Below are 15,376 nucleotides of genomic sequence, written 5' to 3' on the forward strand. Positions count from 1 at the left end.
TCGATCGCTGATGAATCTTGCGTGCGAAATGTTAAGTACAGAGTCTAAGAAGTTCCTGCCAGGCACGAGGGGGCGGGGGGCACGAGACGCAGTCCACCCCGGGCACGCGAGTCGGCCGCCGCTCGCGGACCTCACGCGGGGGACTCTCGACCCCGGCTCAGACGCCGCCGAAGCGCTCGGTGCGGACGCGGGTCGGCGCGTGCCCGAGTTCGACCATCCAGCCCGCGACGACCGCCACGAACGAGTTCGCCCCGCAGACGTAGACCAACGGGTGCTCGGAGGCGGGCAGCACGAGCCGCCCGAGCTCGTCGCGGGTGAGCCGGCCGGCCCGGCGGGCGTGCCCCTCGGGGGCCTCGCGGCTGTGCACCCAGTCGACGGCGAAGGAGCCGGGCCCCTCGCCCGCAGCGGAGTGCGGCCCCGACGCGGCACGAGCCGAGGAGGCGCGCGCGGCCTCGTCGAGCTCCGTCACGAACCACCGGGAGCCCGGGTCGCGCACCGAGGCGAGCAACCGCATCGGGGGCGCGTCCCGGCCTCGTGCCCGCACCATCGCCATCAGCGGTGCGACGCCCGACCCGCCACCGATCAGTTGCACGGGGGCCGACGTCGGAGGGGCCGCCCCGTCGGGCTCGGGCAGCACCGCGTGCACCGCCGAGTCGGGCTCGAACTCGGTCGGCGGCCAGACGAACCACCCGCCGATCGGTCCGCGCACCTCGATCGGGTCGCCGGGTTCGGCCGCATCGACCAGGTAGGGCGAGACCTCGCCGTCGTCGAACCGCTCGACCGTGACCTCGATCCGCGGGACCCGGCCCGCGCCTCCTGAACCGGCGTCGTTCGAGGCCCGGACGTCACTGAGCGAGTACGACCGCACGGCCGTGTAGCCGTCGTCGGCGGTCAGTCGCAGGTCGACGTGTTGACCGGCCCTCGCCGAGCGCAGACCGGGCACCGCCAGGGTCAGCGACCGGGCCCGCGACGTCTGCGCGACGGACGAGACGACCACGGCGGGCAGCCAGGCGTACGGGTCACCCGCCGAGTCGAGCCCGACGTCGCCGTCGGTCACGCGTACCGTTCTTCCTGCCAGGGGTCGCCGTGCGGGTGGTAGCCCATGCTCTCCCAGAAACCGCGGCGATCGGTCGCCATGGTCTGGATGCCCTGCAGCCACTTCGCGCTCTTCCAGAAGTAGAGTCCCGGCACGAAGAGGCGGGCGGGCCCGCCGTGCTCGGCGTGCAGCGGTTGCCCCTCGTAGGTGTCGACCACCCAGGCCTTGCCCCCGAGCAGCTCGCTCAGCGGCAGGTTGGTCGTGTATCCGCCGTGACTGGTCGCCATCGCGAACTCGTGGGTGGTGTCGAGACCGTCGAAGAGCGTGTCGAGCGAGACGCCGCGCCAGTGCGTACCGAGCTTCGACCAGCTCGTGACGCAGTGGATGTCGGTCTCGATCGCCTCGTGGGGCAACGCCTGGAAGTCGGCCCAGCTGAGCGAGCGGTGCCCGGTCTCGGTCGCGACCTGGAGCTCCCACCGCTTGATGTTCGGTGTCGGGCCGGCCGACAGCACGGGGAACCCGCTCTCGAGGTACTGCCCAGGGGGCAGTCGCGGGTCGGCCGCGCGCCGCCTGCCGAAGCCGGTGAATCCTGCCATGGTGCGCCTCCTCGGGGTGTGCTCGGTGTGCACCGGGGGTCGTCGGTGGGTGCGTCGTGCGCCCGTCAGCCTACGCACGACCTCCGACGACGTGGGGCCCCGTGGCTGCGTCCGCGCTGGGAGAACGTTGACCCCGCCATGGGTGGAGGTCGTACGGTGGGTGCAGGTCAACTCGAAAGGACCCCACATGGCTGAGTACACCCTGCCCGATCTGCCCTACGACTACTCCGCACTGGCGCCGCACATCAGCGCGAAGATCATGGAGCTGCACCACTCCAAGCACCACAACACGTACGTCACCGGCGCGAACACGGCCAACGCCGCCCTCGCCGAGGCCCGCTCGACGGGTGACCTGGCCAACGTCAACAAGCTCGAGAAAGACCTGGCCTTCAACCTCGGCGGCCACGTCAACCACTCGATCTTCTGGACGAACCTCACCCCCGAGACCAGTGAGCCCACGGGCGACCTGCTCGAGGCCATCGGCCGTGACTTCGGCGACCTCGAGAAGTTCAAGGCCCACTTCACCGCCACCGCGCTCGGTGTGCAGGGTTCGGGCTGGTCGGTGCTCGCCTACGATGTGCTCGGCCAGCGCCTCAGCGTCTTCCAGCTCTTCGACCAGCAGGGCAACGTGCCGTTCGGCCTCGTCCCCCTGCTCATGCTCGACGTCTGGGAGCACGCCTACTACCTCGACTACCAGAACGTGCGCGCCGACTACGTCAAGGCCTTCTGGAACATCGTGAACTGGAGCAACGTCGAGGCGCGCCTCGCCGCCGCGACGACCAAGACTGACGGCCTCATCACCGGCTTCTAAGCACTCCCGCGTGACCCGGTGCCCCGGCAGCCTCCGCGCTGCCGGGGCATCGTGCTGTCGCCCGACGGCGCATCGGCCGACCGACACCGTGAGCGGCACGACGGGCGGCAGCGGTGCCATGAGGGGCGCTCCTCAGCACGAGGGGGCCGGGAGCATCCGCAGCCTTGAGGCGTGATCCCGTTCCGAGTTATATTTGAAATATGTTCGCGAGATGCGTAGCTCCCGTCCTGGTAATCGCCACGTTGGTCGGTGTCACGATCGCCGCTCCTCCGGCACACGCCGCTGCGTCAGTCGTTCCCGTCCGCTCTGCGCCGTACAACCTGGGCGGCACGGTCGACGGGCGATACACCGACGCCGACGGTCACACGTACGACGGCCGGGGTTCGACCGTCGTCGACATCGACGGAGCGTTCGACCTGACGGACCCGAACCTGTCGTCGCGGGTGATAGCCGAATACTGCTTCGGGCAGGTCGGAACCGCTCACGGCAGCTTGTGCAGCGGCGGGACCACGGTCTCGCGTCAGACGCAGTACGCCGGACACGGATTGGCCGAGCAACCGTTCGTCCTGCAAAGCGGCAGGGGGGCGTCCGCTCCGTCTGACGGGACCACGTCCGCGTGCCGCGACGGTCTGAACTTCTGCCATTGGTTCCACGGCACGATGACCGCCGGACTCATCGCCGGCAATCCGTCGCAGCGGTACGCCGGTGGCGAGATCCAGCCTTACTCCGGGGCAGCCCCCGGCGCGAAACTGATCACCATGAAGGTCGGCAGCGGAACGACGGGGCCGGCCTTCGAGGCGGACAACATCCTGAACGCTCTCCTGCAGACCGAGAAACTCGTCGAGTCGCCTGACACGGACGAGCTTCGCGCGAATCCGATCGTCGCGGTCAACATCTCGAACTCGGGCATGTACGACACACCCAAGAACTGGAACCCCGGCCCGAACTGCCGGGCGGACTCGGTCGGCGCGAGGATCAACGCCGTGACCTCCCGCCTGGTGAGCAGAGGCGTCTCGACGATCTTCGCGGCGGGCAACGACGCACTGACGGGCGGCTCCACGCCGTACACCTGTGGATGGTCATCCCTCGTGGCCGGGGCGACGGAGATCGCTCAGCCGGGTCTTCCGACGTCGTATTCGAATGTTCTCGACACCGGCGCTCGTACCCTGTATGCCCCGGTCGGCTATGGAAAGTGGCCCGCCGACGCGAACACCATGCTCACCTTCTACCCGGGCGGCGGAGCCAGCACGACCTGGGGCACGTCGTTCGCCGCGCCTCAGATCGCAGGTGCCATCGCCGTCCTCGCGCAGAAGACCGGAGCACCCCAGAACGCGGCCGACCGGTTCGCCATCGTCGATGCTCTCCACCGGTCCGGCACGCCCCTCGTCGGCGACCGCGTGCCACGCATCGGTGGCGGACGCCTGATCGACATCCCCGCGACCCTGAACCGGCTTCCTTAGGTCGCCCCCTCTGACCGTCGAACCGGTCCTCCGACAGCGAGCAGCGCCGCGGGACACGATCACGTCATCAGGGCCGACCCCGAGCTCGACACGCCGTCGCCGCGTCCGCGGGCTCGACGGCTCGTCCCCAGCCCGCGCGCGTTCGTCCTCAAGGATGAAAACCCCCAGGAGGCGCGCGCGGCCCACCGACGACGCCTTACGGTCGTCGACATGGACACCATCCCCGACGACCTGCGCACCTGGGTGCCGCGCCTCGCGGCTCCCGCCGCCGCGGCGGTCTTCGTGCTGCTGTGGACGATCGCCGAGGCCGGTCGGGGCGACCTCGTCGAGAACGTCGTCCTGTTCGCCCTGTTCGGCATCGCGATCGGCCTCTCCGTCTGGATGCCCTGGACGGCCGTCGGCGTTCTCACCGTCGTGCCCGCCCTGCAGCTCGTGGGGTGGGTCGAACCGCCCGGGTCGACGACGTGGCCCACGTACCTCGCGATCGCGTTCGTGGCCTTCTTCGCGGCGTTCGCCCGGTCGATCGCCGTCCGCCTGGTCGCCCTGGCGGCCGCCGGCCTCGCGTCGGGGCTCGCCGCGATCGCCATGGCCGTCCCCACCCTCGCGCGCCCGTACGTCTGGTCGTCCTGGGTCGGCGGCGGGCAGGGCACGCGCACCGACGTGATCACCCTGGCGGCCTCGCTCTTCGGTGCCGCGGCCGCGGCCTGGGCCGTCGGCATCTTCCTCTCGAGCGTGTTGCGCGTGCGCCGCATCGGGCAGGTGCTCGAGCTCACCGAGACGCGCTTCCACGAGACGGACTTCGAGCTGCGCTTGGCCCACGACCGAGCCCGCATCTCGCGGGACGTGCACGACGCGCTCGCGCACTCGCTCGCGGTGGTCGTGTCGCAGGCACAGGGTGCCCTGGCTCTGTCCGCGACCCGCCCCGAGGTCGTCGACCAAGCGCTGCGCACCATCGCCGACGTCGGCCGCACCTCGCTGGTCGACGTCCGGCATCTGGTGGAGCGCATCCAGCAGGACGCCGACGACACGACGCCCCGCGAGACCGTCGCCGACCTCGACCGGTTGGTGACGACGATGCGCGACGTGGGCATGACGGTGACCTTGCGACACCTCGGCGACACCACCGAACTGTTGCCCTCGCACGAGCTCGCCGTCTTCCGCATCGTGCAAGAGAGCTTGACGAACGCGCTCAAGCACTCGGGCTCGTCGAGCACGGTCGACGTCGCGCTCGACTGGCGCGGGCCCGGCCTCGCCCTGCTCGTGACGTCGTCCGGCGACGACCCGCTCGTGGCCTCGCGCCGCGACACGGGTCGGGGCACCGGCATCGCGAGCATGACCGAACGAGCCCGGCTCGCCGGTGGCTGGCTGACGGCCGAACTCGGTGACGACGGCGTCTTCGTCGTCACCGCGTTCCTGCCCGCACCCGAGCCGATCCGTGTGCTGCAGTCCTGGACGGAGCAACCCGCATGACCGACGTCACGACCTCGACGACCCGCACCGCGCCTCCTGCCCTGGTGAAGGTGATCGTCGTCGACGACCAGCCGCTGTTCGCCTCGGGGCTGCAGATGTTGATCGAGGCGCAGCCCGACCTGGTCTGCGTGGGCACGGCCGTCGACGGGGCCGCCGGCCTGGCCCTGGTCGAGCGCGAGCGGCCGGACGTCGTGTTGATGGACCTCCGCATGCCCGTGATGAACGGCCTCGAGGCGACGACGCGCATCGTCGCGGCGGCCGGCGCCGACCCCGACTCGGCCCCCCGCGTCGTCGCCCTCACCACCATCCAGCGTGACGAGGCCGTCTTCAGCGCCTTGAAGGCGGGGGCTTACGCGTTCCTGACGAAGGACGCCACACCCGACGAGGTGTTGACGACGATCCGGGCGGCGGCGGCCGGCGAACCCGTGCCGACCACGGCGGCGGCACTCGACGTCGTCCACGCGTTCGCCGTGGCGACCCCCTCCCCGAAGCGGCGGACCGAGCCGCTCGACGTGCTGTCTCCCCGCGAGCGGGAGATCTTCCTGCTCGTGGCGAGGGGCTTGAGCAACGCCGAGATCGCCGAGAGCGCGTGGCTGAGCGAGGCGACGGTGAAGAGTCACGTGCGAGCGGTGTTGCAGAAGCTGGGCATGCGCAATCGGGTGCAGATCGTCGTCTTCGCCTACGAGAACGACCTGGTGGGCTCCGCGCCCGCAGACGAGGGGGGCACCCGATGAACGACCAGCAGCGCTCGGCGCACCACGCCGTCTCGACCCGGCAGCGGCGGGCGAAGCGGGTGACGCTCGCGGCCGTGGTCGCGGTCGTCGCCGGTGTCGTCGCGTACGGCATCCCCGCCAACGCGGCCTACGCCCTTCCCGACCTGCCGGCGAAGGACGTGGACGCCTGGACGATGCCCCTCGACCGGTACGTGCCGGTCGGCGACAGCTCGTCGAGCTACGCCCTCCTCCTCGCCACCCAGCCGTGCATGCTCGAGGCGGGCTACGACGAGTACGCGATGCCGTGGCGCGACGTCGAGGCCGCCGACCGGGCGGGTGAGCTGTCGATGAACGGCTCGCTCCGCCTGCGGGCCTTCGACCTGACGACGGCCGAGACCCGCGGCTACCACGCGGCCTCGGTGATCGACGCCGGGGCCGCGGCCTGGTCGGAGTGGTCGATGCAGGCATGGACCGACGAGAAGTCCGACCTCCAGACCACCTGCGTGCAGCGCGCCCGCAAGACCTTGCCGTCGCTGGACGACTACTACAACCGCACCCAGTCGCTCGTCCGCCTCAACAACGCGGCGTTCGAGGGCGCACGTCACGACCCGTCGGTGACCGCCACCTGGGCCGATTGGCGCTCCTGCATGCAGGCCGCCCGGGTCGGCGACGTCGCGGACGACCCCTCGGGCATGCCGACCCTCGAGATGGTCGACCGGTTCGAGACGCTCGACTCGAGCACGTCGCCGACCGACGACGAGCTCGAGATCGCGACGGCCGACGCCCGCTGCCGCGAGTCCTCCGGCTACCGGGACGCCCTCTACGACGCCGAATGGCAGCGGCAACTCACCGTGCCGCACGATGACGGCGAGTCGCTCGCACAGATCGACACCGAGGCCCTGGCCGCCGACAACGCGACGATCCGGCGCGTGCTCGCCGAGCTCACGCCACCTCGACCGACGGTCTGACCGGGCCGGGCCCCACATGAGGGGACTGGAAAACCGGTCGGCCAGTATCTAACCTGGGAGCGCAGAGGACACGTCGGGGGACGGGGGAACGTCCGACGGCCTGATCAGCGGGGGCAACGAGCTGACCAGGCCGTCGCGCCCGGGGGCCACCACGGTGGGCAGCACGAAGGCCCACATGTCACGCAGCCGGTCGAACAGGTCGGCCCGCCCCGTGAGGGCCTGCGACACGATGTGCACGCCGGCGTACGACCCGACGACGAACCGCGCGACGCTCTCGACGTCGGTGTCGACGCGGAAGTCCCCGTCGGCGACGGCACGGTCGACGAGGCCCGAGATCTGGGCCTGCCAGTCCCGGTACGGGTGCTCGACCCTGAGGTCGCGGCTCGGCGACTGGGTGGTCAGACGGATGCCGGCCGTCACGAGCACCTCGGTGGTCAACTGCGTGGCGAGCGACGCGCACGAGAGCATGAGCGCCTCGGCGCCGCTGCCCGCCGTCTCGGACACCTGGTCGGCGTAGGCCCGCGAGAGCGCGTGCTGCTCGGCGATCACGGCGTTCGCGAGGTCGGCCTTCGAGCGGAAGTGGAAGTAGAGCGCGCCCTTCGTCACCTTGGCGGTCTCGGCCACGAGGTCGAGCGAGGCCTCGCTGTAGCCGTGCTCGTCGAAGACGGCGGCAGCCCCGTGGATGATGGCGGCACGGGTCGCCTGGGCGCGTTTCTGCTGGGGCATCGGGTGGGTTTCTCCTGCGGGTCGGCACGGCGTCTTGCGAGGCACCGCACGGTCGCCCCCCGTCGGCCGTTGCACACGTTACCGGGGCGACCTGCGCCCTCCGGCAGTCTCCGGGGTACGCGTGGCCAAGCGTTTCGGGGTACGACCGACCGGTCCACCCGCCGCCCGCTTCCCGGCGAGGACCGCGGGTCAGCGCCTGACGCTCGGCCCGGGAGGCGCGGTGCCGGTCTCGGGGACGGGCAGCGGCTCGGGCGGGGCGACCCGCGCCTCCTCGGGGTGGCCGTCCACGGCGCGGGCCCCGGGCACGCGGCTGGCGTAGAGCACCCCGCCGACCACCGCGACCCCGGCGACGAGCTCGACGAGGTCGGGCACCTCGCCGAACGCCAGCCACGAGGCCAGCACGCCGACGACGGGCACGAGCATCGAGAACGGGGCGACGGTCGCCGAGGGGTAGACCGAGAGCAGGCGGGTCCAGATGCCGTAGCCGACGACCGAGGCGATCAGCACGAGGTAGAGCAGGCAGAGCGCCGACGGCAGCGCCTCGAGCGTGACGACCGTGCCGAGGCTCTCACCGATGCGCGCCGGGCCCTCGACGACGAACGACAGCGCGAGCATGGGCACCGGCGCGACGATCGACATCCACAAGGTCAGGTGCATCGGGTTCGGCGGCGCCGCCCGCCGGACGGCGACGTTGCCGATCGCCCAGCCGAGCGCGCCGCAGAGCGTCAGCACGACGGGCAGCAGCGCGGCGACCTGCGACCGGTGACCCGCGATGACGACGAGCCCCACGACGGCGATGCCGATGCCGATCGCCTGCCGGCGCGTGATGCGCTCGCGCAGCCAGAATCCGGCGATCACGACGGTGAACGGGGCCGAGGCCTGCAGCACGAGCGAGGCGAGGCCCGACGGCATGCCCGCCGCGATGCCGAGGTAGAGGAACGCGAACTGCAGCATGCCGAGGGTGGCCCCGACGAGCAGGAGGCGCGGCCACGGGATCGCAGGACGCGGCACCAGCAGCACGGTCGGCACCGCCAGCAACGTGAAGCGCAGGGCCACGAGCAGGAACGGCGGGAAGTGCTCGAGGGCGATCGCCGTCACGGGGAAGTTGATGCCCCAGCAGACGGCGACGACGAGGGCGAGGAGGCGGTCGCGGACGGTCACCGGACCATCGTGGCGTGGGTGACCGTTCAGGACCAGACCTGATCGTCTCATCGTCTTTGTAGGCTGACTTCATGGATCTCACCCACCTCGACTTGTTGCGCGAACTCGCCGACCGCGGCAGCGTCACCGCGGTGGCCGACGCGACGCGTCGTTCGCCCAGTGCCGTCTCGCAGCAGCTGAAGACCCTGCAGCGTCAGCTCGGGGTCGAACTCGTGCGGCGGGTCGGCCGTGGCGTCGAGCTGACCGAGGCCGGTCAGGCGTTGGCCCGGGCGTCGGTCGGCGTCGCGACGGCGGTGGCCGAGGCCGAGGCGGCGTTCGAAGCCGTCCGGGGCGGCACCGGGGGCGTCGTCCGCGTGTCGATGTTCGCCTCGGCGGCCGAACTGCTGCTGCCCGGCCTGCTGCACCGCATGCGCTCGCACCCGGGCATCGAACTCGACGTCGCCGATCGCGACGTCTCGGAGGACGACTTCGCCCCCCTCACGGCGGACTTCGACGTGGTGCTCGCCCACCGGTCGGACGGCGTGCTGCCGCCGGGGCGCGAGTCGACGACCGTCGTGTCCCTGCTGCGCGAGCCACTCGAGGTGGCCCTACCGCTCGACCACCGGCTCGCCGACCGCACGCGCGTGACGATCGACGACGTCATCGGCGAACGCTGGATCGGCGTGCCCGAGGGCTACCCGATCGACCGCGTGCTGGTGTCGATGGCCCTGCAGTCGGGAGTCGCGCCCGACGTCGTCCACCGCACCGTGCACCTGCCCCTGATCGAGAACCTGGTCGCCGCCGGCCACGGGGTCGCCCTCGTCCCGCGCCACACCTCGGCATCGCGCGCGCCCGGCCGGTTCCACCTGGCGACGCTCGAGAACGTCCGGGCCGGGCGGCACCTCGAGGCCCTGGTGCGACCCGATCGCGCGGCCAGGCCGGCCGTCCGCACCGTGGTCGACGAGATCCGGGCCGAAGCCGCGTCGATCTGACGAACCGATGGGTGGGGCGCGCGGAGTCTCGGCGCCATCTTGTGACACCGACCTCACGGACGTACAATTTCCTGTACTCAGGAGGCATGATGAAGACACTCACCTATTCCGAGTCCCGTGCGAACTACGCGGCGACGCTCGACTCGGTCACCGACGATCGCGAAGAGGTCGTCATCACCCGTGCCGGCCACGACCCCGTCGTGCTCGTCGCCCTCGACGACTACGAGTCGCTGAAGGAGGCGGCCTACTTGTTGCGCAGCCCGGCGAACGCACGGCGACTCCTGGGGGCCATCGAGCGCTTGAGCGACGGCGGCGGGAGCGAGCGCGAGCTGCACGGATGAGGATCGTCTTCGACGACGACGCGTGGGACGACTACGTGTACTGGCAGACGCAGGACCGAAAGGTGCTGAAGCGCATCGACACTCTGATCCGTGACATCGAACGCAACGGGAACGAGGGCATCGGGAAGCCCGAGGCCCTCAAACACGGATTCCACGGCTTCTGGTCTCGCCGCATCACCGACGAGCACAGGCTCGTCTACAAGGTCACCGAGACGGACGTCTTGATCGCGCAGTGCCGCTACCACTACTCGGGCTGAACTGGCGTCGTCAGCGGACGCCCTGGGACGCCAGGAAGACCACGGGGTCGGTCGCGACCCCGCCCTGGCGCACCTCGAGGTGGAGGTGGCAGCCGGTCGAGCCGCCCGAGGTGCCGACACCGGCGATGTTCTGGCCGGCCCGGACCTGCTGGCCGACCGAGACGTAGATGCCGTTCCGCTCCATGTGGGCGTACGCGCTGCTGACGCCGCCGCCGTGGTCCACGACGATCAGGTTGCCGTAGCCGCTCGACGGCCCGGCGTAGCTGACGCGGCCCGCCGAGACCGAGTAGATGGGCGTGCCGCAGGCCGCCCCGAAGTCGGCACCGGCGTGGAGTCGACGATCGCCCGTGATCGGGTGGATGCGGTAGCCGTAGGCCTGGTACGAGCTGTATGAGCGGATGGCCGCGACCCACCCCGTGCCCGGGTCGGGAACGGTGACGCCCGGGCCCGGGCCGCCCGTACCGGGTGCCACGGGGCCCGTGCCGCCCCCGGCGGCCGGGGCGGGACGCGCCGCGGCGGCGGCCGCGGCCGCGGCAGCCGCCTGCGCCTGGGCGTACCCCTGCTCGAGCGTCATGCGGTCGTCCTCGAGCAGGGCGACCTGGGCGACGAGGGTGGCCTTCTCGTCGTCGACGGCCGCCAGGTCGGCCTCGGCCGTCACACCGGCCGCGGCCGCCTCGTCGAGCGCGGTCCGGGCGTCGGCGGCGAGCCGGTCGCGTTCGGCGAGCGCCACGGCGGCCTGGTCGGCCGACGAGGTCGCGAGGTTGTCGGCGGCCTGGGCCCGCTCGCGGAGGCGGCCGATGTTCTCACCGAGCTTGCTCGACAGACTCAGGCCTTTGAGGACCTCTTGGGCGCCGTCGCCGGCCGCGAGGAGGTCGCCCACCATGCCCCCGCTGCCGGGGCGGGCCATCAGGGCAGCGGCCTGGCCGACGACCTCTCGCGACGAGTCAGCGGTCGCACGGGCCTCGGCTCGACGCGTCTCGAGTTGCTCGTGCCGCGCGGTCGCCTCGTCGACGGCCGCCTGGGCCTCGCCCAGCACGCGTCCGGCATCGTCGGCCGAGGTGCGGGCGGCCTCGGCGCGGGCCGAGGCGGCGTCGAGCGCCGCCTGCAGGTCGGCCAGCGCCGTTCTCTTGGCGGACTCGTCGTCGCGCGCGGCGAGGACGGCCTGCCAGGTCGGGGCGGCGGCGCTCGCCCGATCGGGAACGACGAGCACGGCGAGCAGCGCCACCACCAGCGCGAGGACGAGGGTCGACGCCGACGTCGGTCGGTGGAGTGGACTCGAGGCGGGAACGGGGCGGACGGAGTGGGGCATGGCTCTCTGTCTGTCTGGTGCGCACGACCCGTCCGGTGAGGCCGGGGGTGCGCCGCGGTGCAAGGGCGTCCGCGCTCGGGCCTCGCGGACCACCCACCCTACCGGGGCAGGCCGGGACGGGAACATCGCGGCCACCCGGCACCGCGCCTCCTCGGGGGGGCTCGAGGGCCTGGGGACGAGACGTCGACGCAGCGTCGATCCCGGCCCCGCGAGGTACGGCCCTGTCCCCCTTTCGGCCCCTGTGCGCGGGGGTGCATCCGTGGTCGACTGGTGCCTTCCACCACCGTCGGGGCAGCATCCCCGACTGCGCCGAGAGAGGCGCAGATGGCATCGTCCCGACCGGCCCGGACCACCCTCGGCCTGCTCGTCGCGGCCACCGTCGTCCTGCTGACCGCGTGCTCGTCGGGTGACACGCCCCGTCCGACACCGAGCGACGGGTCCGTCACTCCCAACCCGACCCCGACCCCGACGTCGCAGGCGACCCGCGTGACCCCCGAGACGATCCGCACGGCTCCGACCGGCGCCGTCTTCCACGGCGGCATCGCCCTCGAGCCGAACTCGCTGGCGGTGCGGGCCGAGGCGACGCTGAGCGCCGACGGCGAGACGGACGCCGCCCGCGCCGCGGCCCTGATCGCGGAGCGTCCCGTCGCGATGTGGATCGGCGACGGCTACGACGACGCCCAGCTCGTCGAGGTCATCACCGACTATCTGGCGGCAGCCGAGGAGCAGGGCGCCACGCCCGTGTTCGTCACGTACGCGATCCCCGACCGGGACTGCGGCAACTACTCGGCCGGCGGCCTGTCGGTCGAGCGCTATCCCGCATGGAACGCGACCATCGCGGCCACCCTCGCCGGCCACCGGGCCGTCGTCGTCGTCGAGCCGGACTCGCTCGGCATGCTGAGCCGGTGTCCTCAGCTGGCCGACACGCGCCTCCCGCTGTTGAAGCAGGCGGTCGCGGACTTCTCGGCGGTGGGCGTGCCCGCCTACCTCGACGGCGGCAACTCGCACTGGGTGCCGCCCGGGGTGATGGCCGAGCGGCTCGAGGCGGCCGGGGTCGACCAGGCGCGTGGCTTCTTCACGAACGTCGCCGGCTTCTACCCCGTGGGCGACGAGCAGCCCTACGCCGAGGAGGTGGCCGCGATGACGGGCGGCAGCCGCTACGTGATCGACGTGTCGCGCAACGGCCGCGGCTGGAAGGGCACCTGGTGCAACCCCGAGGACGTCGGCCTCGGCCAGGACCCTCGCCTGGTGTCGGACGACGGCCGCCTCGACGCCCTGCTCTGGGTCAAGACGCCGGGCATCAGCGACGGCACCTGCAACGACGGCCCCCCGGCCGGCGAGTGGTACCCGACGTACGCCGAGATGCTCGTCGACCGCCGCCCCGAGTGGGCCCGCCGCTGAGTCGCGGCGCTCAGCGCAGGCGGGCTCGCAGCAGCTCGAGGAACTCGTCGGCCATCGCGAGCTGGCGCTCGAGCTTGGCGCGACGCTCGACGGTCTCGTCGACGAACGCCGCCAAGGAGGCGCGGGTCGCCTGAGCGCGCCCGTCGCCCTCCTCGCCCTCCCCGCCGTCGAGCGCATCGACGACCCGCAGCAGCTCGGCCATCTCGTCGAGGCTGAACCCCAGCGGTTTCATCCGCCGGATCACCATGAGTCGCAGGTAGTCGTCGTGCGTGTAGAGCCGGAACCCGCCCTCGCTGCGGCCCGACGGCGTCAGTAGGCCGACCTCGTCGTAGTGGCGGATCGTGCGCAGCGACATCTCGGTGCGTTCGGCGAGCTCGCCGATCTGCATCGTGGCGGTCTCGTCGGGCATGGGGGTCTCGTTCCATCTCTACCCTCACGTAAGGGTAGGGTTGCATCGTACGGCAGTGTCGCCGGCTCCCCCATTCTTCCGCACACCCCCAGGAGTCCCCCGTGACCACTGCCCCCGACTCCGACCGCGCGCGCCCTGAACCCGCCGCGCGGTCGGTCCGCCCCGACCGCCCTGCCGACACGGTGCTGTCCGTGTTGCGCGACCCGCGCCTCCTGACCCGCGAGGCCCTGGCCGGCGTCGTCACGACGCTCGCGCTCGTGCCCGAGGTCATCTCGTTCTCGGTGATCGCCGGCGTCGACCCGATGGTCAGCCTGGTCGCGTCGATCGTGCTGGCGCTCGTCATGTCGGTGCTCGGCGGGCGCCCGGCGATGGTCACGGCCGCGGCCGGCTCGGTCGCGCTCGTGATCGCGCCGCTGGTGCGCGAGCACGGCACCGAGTACGTCCTGCCGACCGTGGTGCTGGCGGGGCTCGTGCAGCTCGCCTTCGGCCTCGCCGGTCTCGCCCGGCTGATGCGGTTCATCCCCCGCTCGGTCATGATCGGCTTCGTCAACGCGCTCGGCGTGCTGATCTTCGTGGCGCAGGTGCCGCACATCATCGATCAGCCGTGGGTCGTCTACCCGCTGTTCGCCCTCACCATCGCGATCGTGGTGCTGCTTCCGAAGGTGACGAAGGCCGTGCCGGCACCGCTGGTCGCCATCGTCGTCGTCACGGTCATCGCCGTGGCCGCCCGCCTCGACGTTCACACCGTCGGCGACGAGGGCCCGATGGGCGGCGGCCTGCCCGGCCTGACGCCGTGGCTCGCCCCCTTCACGCTCGAGACGCTGCAGATCATCTGGCCGACAGCCCTGAGCGTCGCCTTCGTCGGTCTGATGGAGACCCTGCTGACCGCCAAGCTCGTCGACGACCTCACTGAGACCCCGTCGCACAAGGGCAGGGAGTCCTGGGCGCTCGGCGTCGCGAACATCGCGGCCGGCTTCTACGGCGGCATCGCCGGCTGCGCCATGATCGGGCAGACGGTGGTCAACGTGAAGATCGGACGGGCCCGCACGCGGGTGTCGACGATCGCCGCCGGGCTCTTCCTGCTGTTGCTGGTCACCGGGCTGAGCGCGGTGATGTCGGCGATCCCGATGGTGGCGCTGGCGGCGGTCATGATGATCGTCGCGATCACGACCGTCGACTGGCACTCGCTCAAGCCGTCGACCCTGCGGCGCATGCCGGTGCCCGAGACACTCGTCATGGTGGTCACGGTGGCCGTGGTGGTGGCGACGAACAACCTCGCCCTCGGCGTCGCGGTCGGTGTGCTGCTCGCGATGGTGCTCTTCGCCCGACGGGTGGCGCACGTCATCACGGTCGAACGGCACGTGACGCCCGGCACGAGCGCCGGCGACGAGGCCTGCGCGGGCCCCGGCGCCGACTCCGGCGCATCGGACGCAGGAGGCGCGGGTGCGGTCGTCGAGGCGGCCACGGCCCCAGAGACGGTGCGGTACGACGTCGTCGGCCCGTTGTTCTTCGGCAGCAGCAACGACCTCGTCGAGCACTTCTCCTACGGTGACGACCCGGCCACGGTCGTCGTCGACCTCTCACGCGCCCAGGTCTGGGACGCGTCGAGCGTCGCGGCCCTCGACTCGGTCGACGAGAAGTTCCGGGCACACGGCGTGACGGCGACGTTCGTCGGGCTGGACGACCGCAGCGAGGCGTTCCACGGACGCCTCACCGGTCGCCTCGGGTAGCGGGCCGCTCCGGCGAC

At 71.7% G+C, this 15,376-nt stretch carries 16 protein-coding genes; 10 read left to right on the forward strand and 6 right to left on the reverse strand.

What is annotated here, in order from left to right; translation table 11 throughout:
* Positions 1-157: 157 nt before the first annotated feature.
* A complete protein-coding gene (locus EDF50_RS11890; protein WP_233570613.1) occupies positions 158-1,057 on the reverse strand; it encodes an FAD-binding oxidoreductase in 900 nt (299 codons plus the stop codon).
* Positions 1,054-1,632, reverse strand: coding sequence for a molybdopterin-dependent oxidoreductase (locus EDF50_RS11895; protein ID WP_123519767.1), 579 nt, complete (start codon positions 1,630-1,632; stop codon positions 1,054-1,056). The genes EDF50_RS11890 and EDF50_RS11895 overlap by 4 nt, the downstream gene beginning before the upstream one ends.
* Positions 1,633-1,819: 187 nt before the next feature.
* On the opposite strand from EDF50_RS11895, the gene EDF50_RS11900 reads away from it, so the two are divergent.
* The 5 genes from EDF50_RS11900 (at position 1,820) to EDF50_RS11920 (ending at position 7,054) form a co-directional block, all read left to right on the forward strand.
* Positions 1,820-2,443, forward strand: coding sequence for a superoxide dismutase (locus EDF50_RS11900; protein ID WP_123519947.1), 624 nt, complete (start codon positions 1,820-1,822; stop codon positions 2,441-2,443).
* Positions 2,444-2,643: 200 nt separating this feature from the next.
* Complete coding sequence (locus EDF50_RS11905; RefSeq protein ID WP_123519768.1) at positions 2,644-3,903, forward strand: S8 family serine peptidase; 1,260 nt, start codon at positions 2,644-2,646, stop codon at positions 3,901-3,903.
* 210 nt (positions 3,904-4,113) lie between these two features.
* The gene (locus tag EDF50_RS11910; protein WP_123519769.1) at positions 4,114-5,373 is read left to right on the forward strand and encodes a sensor histidine kinase; all 1,260 of its coding nucleotides are present in this window, start codon (positions 4,114-4,116) and stop codon (positions 5,371-5,373) included.
* Positions 5,370-6,107, forward strand: coding sequence for a response regulator transcription factor (locus EDF50_RS11915; protein ID WP_233570615.1), 738 nt, complete (start codon positions 5,370-5,372; stop codon positions 6,105-6,107). Before EDF50_RS11910 ends, EDF50_RS11915 begins: the two co-directional genes overlap by 4 nt.
* Positions 6,104-7,054: a hypothetical protein gene (locus EDF50_RS11920; protein WP_123519770.1), complete on the forward strand. Its 951-nt coding sequence runs from the start codon at positions 6,104-6,106 to the stop codon at positions 7,052-7,054. Before EDF50_RS11915 ends, EDF50_RS11920 begins: the two co-directional genes overlap by 4 nt.
* A 48-nt stretch (positions 7,055-7,102) precedes the next feature.
* On the opposite strand, the gene EDF50_RS11925 is transcribed toward EDF50_RS11920, so the two are convergent.
* Together EDF50_RS11925 and EDF50_RS11930 are read right to left on the reverse strand one after the other, a co-directional pair.
* Positions 7,103-7,780, reverse strand: a complete 678-nt coding sequence (locus EDF50_RS11925; protein WP_123519771.1) for a ScbR family autoregulator-binding transcription factor — start codon at positions 7,778-7,780, stop codon at positions 7,103-7,105.
* 189 nt (positions 7,781-7,969) lie between these two features.
* Positions 7,970-8,941, reverse strand: coding sequence for an EamA family transporter (locus tag EDF50_RS11930; protein WP_123519772.1), 972 nt, complete (start codon positions 8,939-8,941; stop codon positions 7,970-7,972).
* A gap of 71 nt (positions 8,942-9,012) precedes the next feature.
* Here EDF50_RS11930 and EDF50_RS11935 point away from each other — a divergent pair, with 71 nt between their 5' ends.
* The 3 genes from EDF50_RS11935 to EDF50_RS11945 all read left to right on the forward strand — a co-directional run bounded on the left by EDF50_RS11935 (position 9,013) and on the right by EDF50_RS11945 (position 10,510).
* On the forward strand, positions 9,013-9,912 hold the full coding sequence (locus tag EDF50_RS11935) for a LysR family transcriptional regulator (protein ID WP_123519773.1): 900 nt from the start codon (positions 9,013-9,015) through the stop codon (positions 9,910-9,912).
* A gap of 89 nt (positions 9,913-10,001) precedes the next feature.
* A complete protein-coding gene (locus EDF50_RS11940; RefSeq protein WP_071255891.1) occupies positions 10,002-10,253 on the forward strand; it encodes a type II toxin-antitoxin system Phd/YefM family antitoxin in 252 nt (83 codons plus the stop codon).
* The gene (locus tag EDF50_RS11945) at positions 10,250-10,510 is read left to right on the forward strand and encodes a Txe/YoeB family addiction module toxin (protein WP_123519774.1); all 261 of its coding nucleotides are present in this window, start codon (positions 10,250-10,252) and stop codon (positions 10,508-10,510) included. The genes EDF50_RS11940 and EDF50_RS11945 overlap by 4 nt, the downstream gene beginning before the upstream one ends.
* A gap of 10 nt (positions 10,511-10,520) precedes the next feature.
* On the opposite strand, the gene EDF50_RS11950 is transcribed toward EDF50_RS11945, so the two are convergent.
* A complete protein-coding gene (locus EDF50_RS11950) occupies positions 10,521-11,819 on the reverse strand; it encodes a M23 family metallopeptidase (protein WP_123519775.1) in 1,299 nt (432 codons plus the stop codon).
* 324 nt (positions 11,820-12,143) lie between these two features.
* On the opposite strand from EDF50_RS11950, the gene EDF50_RS11955 reads away from it, so the two are divergent.
* On the forward strand, positions 12,144-13,220 hold the full coding sequence (locus EDF50_RS11955; RefSeq protein ID WP_123519776.1) for a glycoside hydrolase family 6 protein: 1,077 nt from the start codon (positions 12,144-12,146) through the stop codon (positions 13,218-13,220).
* Positions 13,221-13,230: 10 nt separating this feature from the next.
* Here EDF50_RS11955 and EDF50_RS11960 read toward each other — a convergent pair whose 3' ends face one another.
* Complete coding sequence (locus tag EDF50_RS11960; protein WP_123519777.1) at positions 13,231-13,629, reverse strand: MerR family transcriptional regulator; 399 nt, start codon at positions 13,627-13,629, stop codon at positions 13,231-13,233.
* Positions 13,630-13,730: 101 nt separating this feature from the next.
* Between EDF50_RS11960 and EDF50_RS11965 the strand changes: the two genes are divergently transcribed.
* Positions 13,731-15,359 (forward strand): SulP family inorganic anion transporter, encoded by a 1,629-nt coding sequence (locus EDF50_RS11965; protein ID WP_158612708.1) that lies wholly within the window; start codon positions 13,731-13,733, stop codon positions 15,357-15,359.
* Positions 15,360-15,376 lie beyond the last annotated feature (17 nt).

Origin of the sequence: Frigoribacterium sp. PhB24, from assembly GCF_003755185.1 — a bacterium.
In the GTDB taxonomy this organism is placed as follows: domain Bacteria; phylum Actinomycetota; class Actinomycetes; order Actinomycetales; family Microbacteriaceae; genus Frigoribacterium.

Coding starts and splice junctions, on each gene's coding strand:
- EDF50_RS11895 (WP_123519767.1), bottom strand. CDS start 1,632: ATGGCAGGATTCACCGGCTTCGGCAGGCGGCGCGCGGCCGACCCGCGA.
- EDF50_RS11900 (WP_123519947.1), top strand. CDS start 1,820: ATGGCTGAGTACACCCTGCCCGATCTGCCCTACGACTACTCCGCACTG.
- EDF50_RS11905 (WP_123519768.1), top strand. CDS start 2,644: ATGTTCGCGAGATGCGTAGCTCCCGTCCTGGTAATCGCCACGTTGGTC.
- EDF50_RS11910 (WP_123519769.1), top strand. CDS start 4,114: ATGGACACCATCCCCGACGACCTGCGCACCTGGGTGCCGCGCCTCGCG.
- EDF50_RS11915 (WP_233570615.1), top strand. CDS start 5,370: ATGACCGACGTCACGACCTCGACGACCCGCACCGCGCCTCCTGCCCTG.
- EDF50_RS11920 (WP_123519770.1), top strand. CDS start 6,104: ATGAACGACCAGCAGCGCTCGGCGCACCACGCCGTCTCGACCCGGCAG.
- EDF50_RS11925 (WP_123519771.1), bottom strand. CDS start 7,780: ATGCCCCAGCAGAAACGCGCCCAGGCGACCCGTGCCGCCATCATCCAC.
- EDF50_RS11935 (WP_123519773.1), top strand. CDS start 9,013: ATGGATCTCACCCACCTCGACTTGTTGCGCGAACTCGCCGACCGCGGC.
- EDF50_RS11940 (WP_071255891.1), top strand. CDS start 10,002: ATGAAGACACTCACCTATTCCGAGTCCCGTGCGAACTACGCGGCGACG.
- EDF50_RS11945 (WP_123519774.1), top strand. CDS start 10,250: ATGAGGATCGTCTTCGACGACGACGCGTGGGACGACTACGTGTACTGG.
- EDF50_RS11950 (WP_123519775.1), bottom strand. CDS start 11,819: ATGCCCCACTCCGTCCGCCCCGTTCCCGCCTCGAGTCCACTCCACCGA.
- EDF50_RS11955 (WP_123519776.1), top strand. CDS start 12,144: ATGGCATCGTCCCGACCGGCCCGGACCACCCTCGGCCTGCTCGTCGCG.
- EDF50_RS11960 (WP_123519777.1), bottom strand. CDS start 13,629: ATGCCCGACGAGACCGCCACGATGCAGATCGGCGAGCTCGCCGAACGC.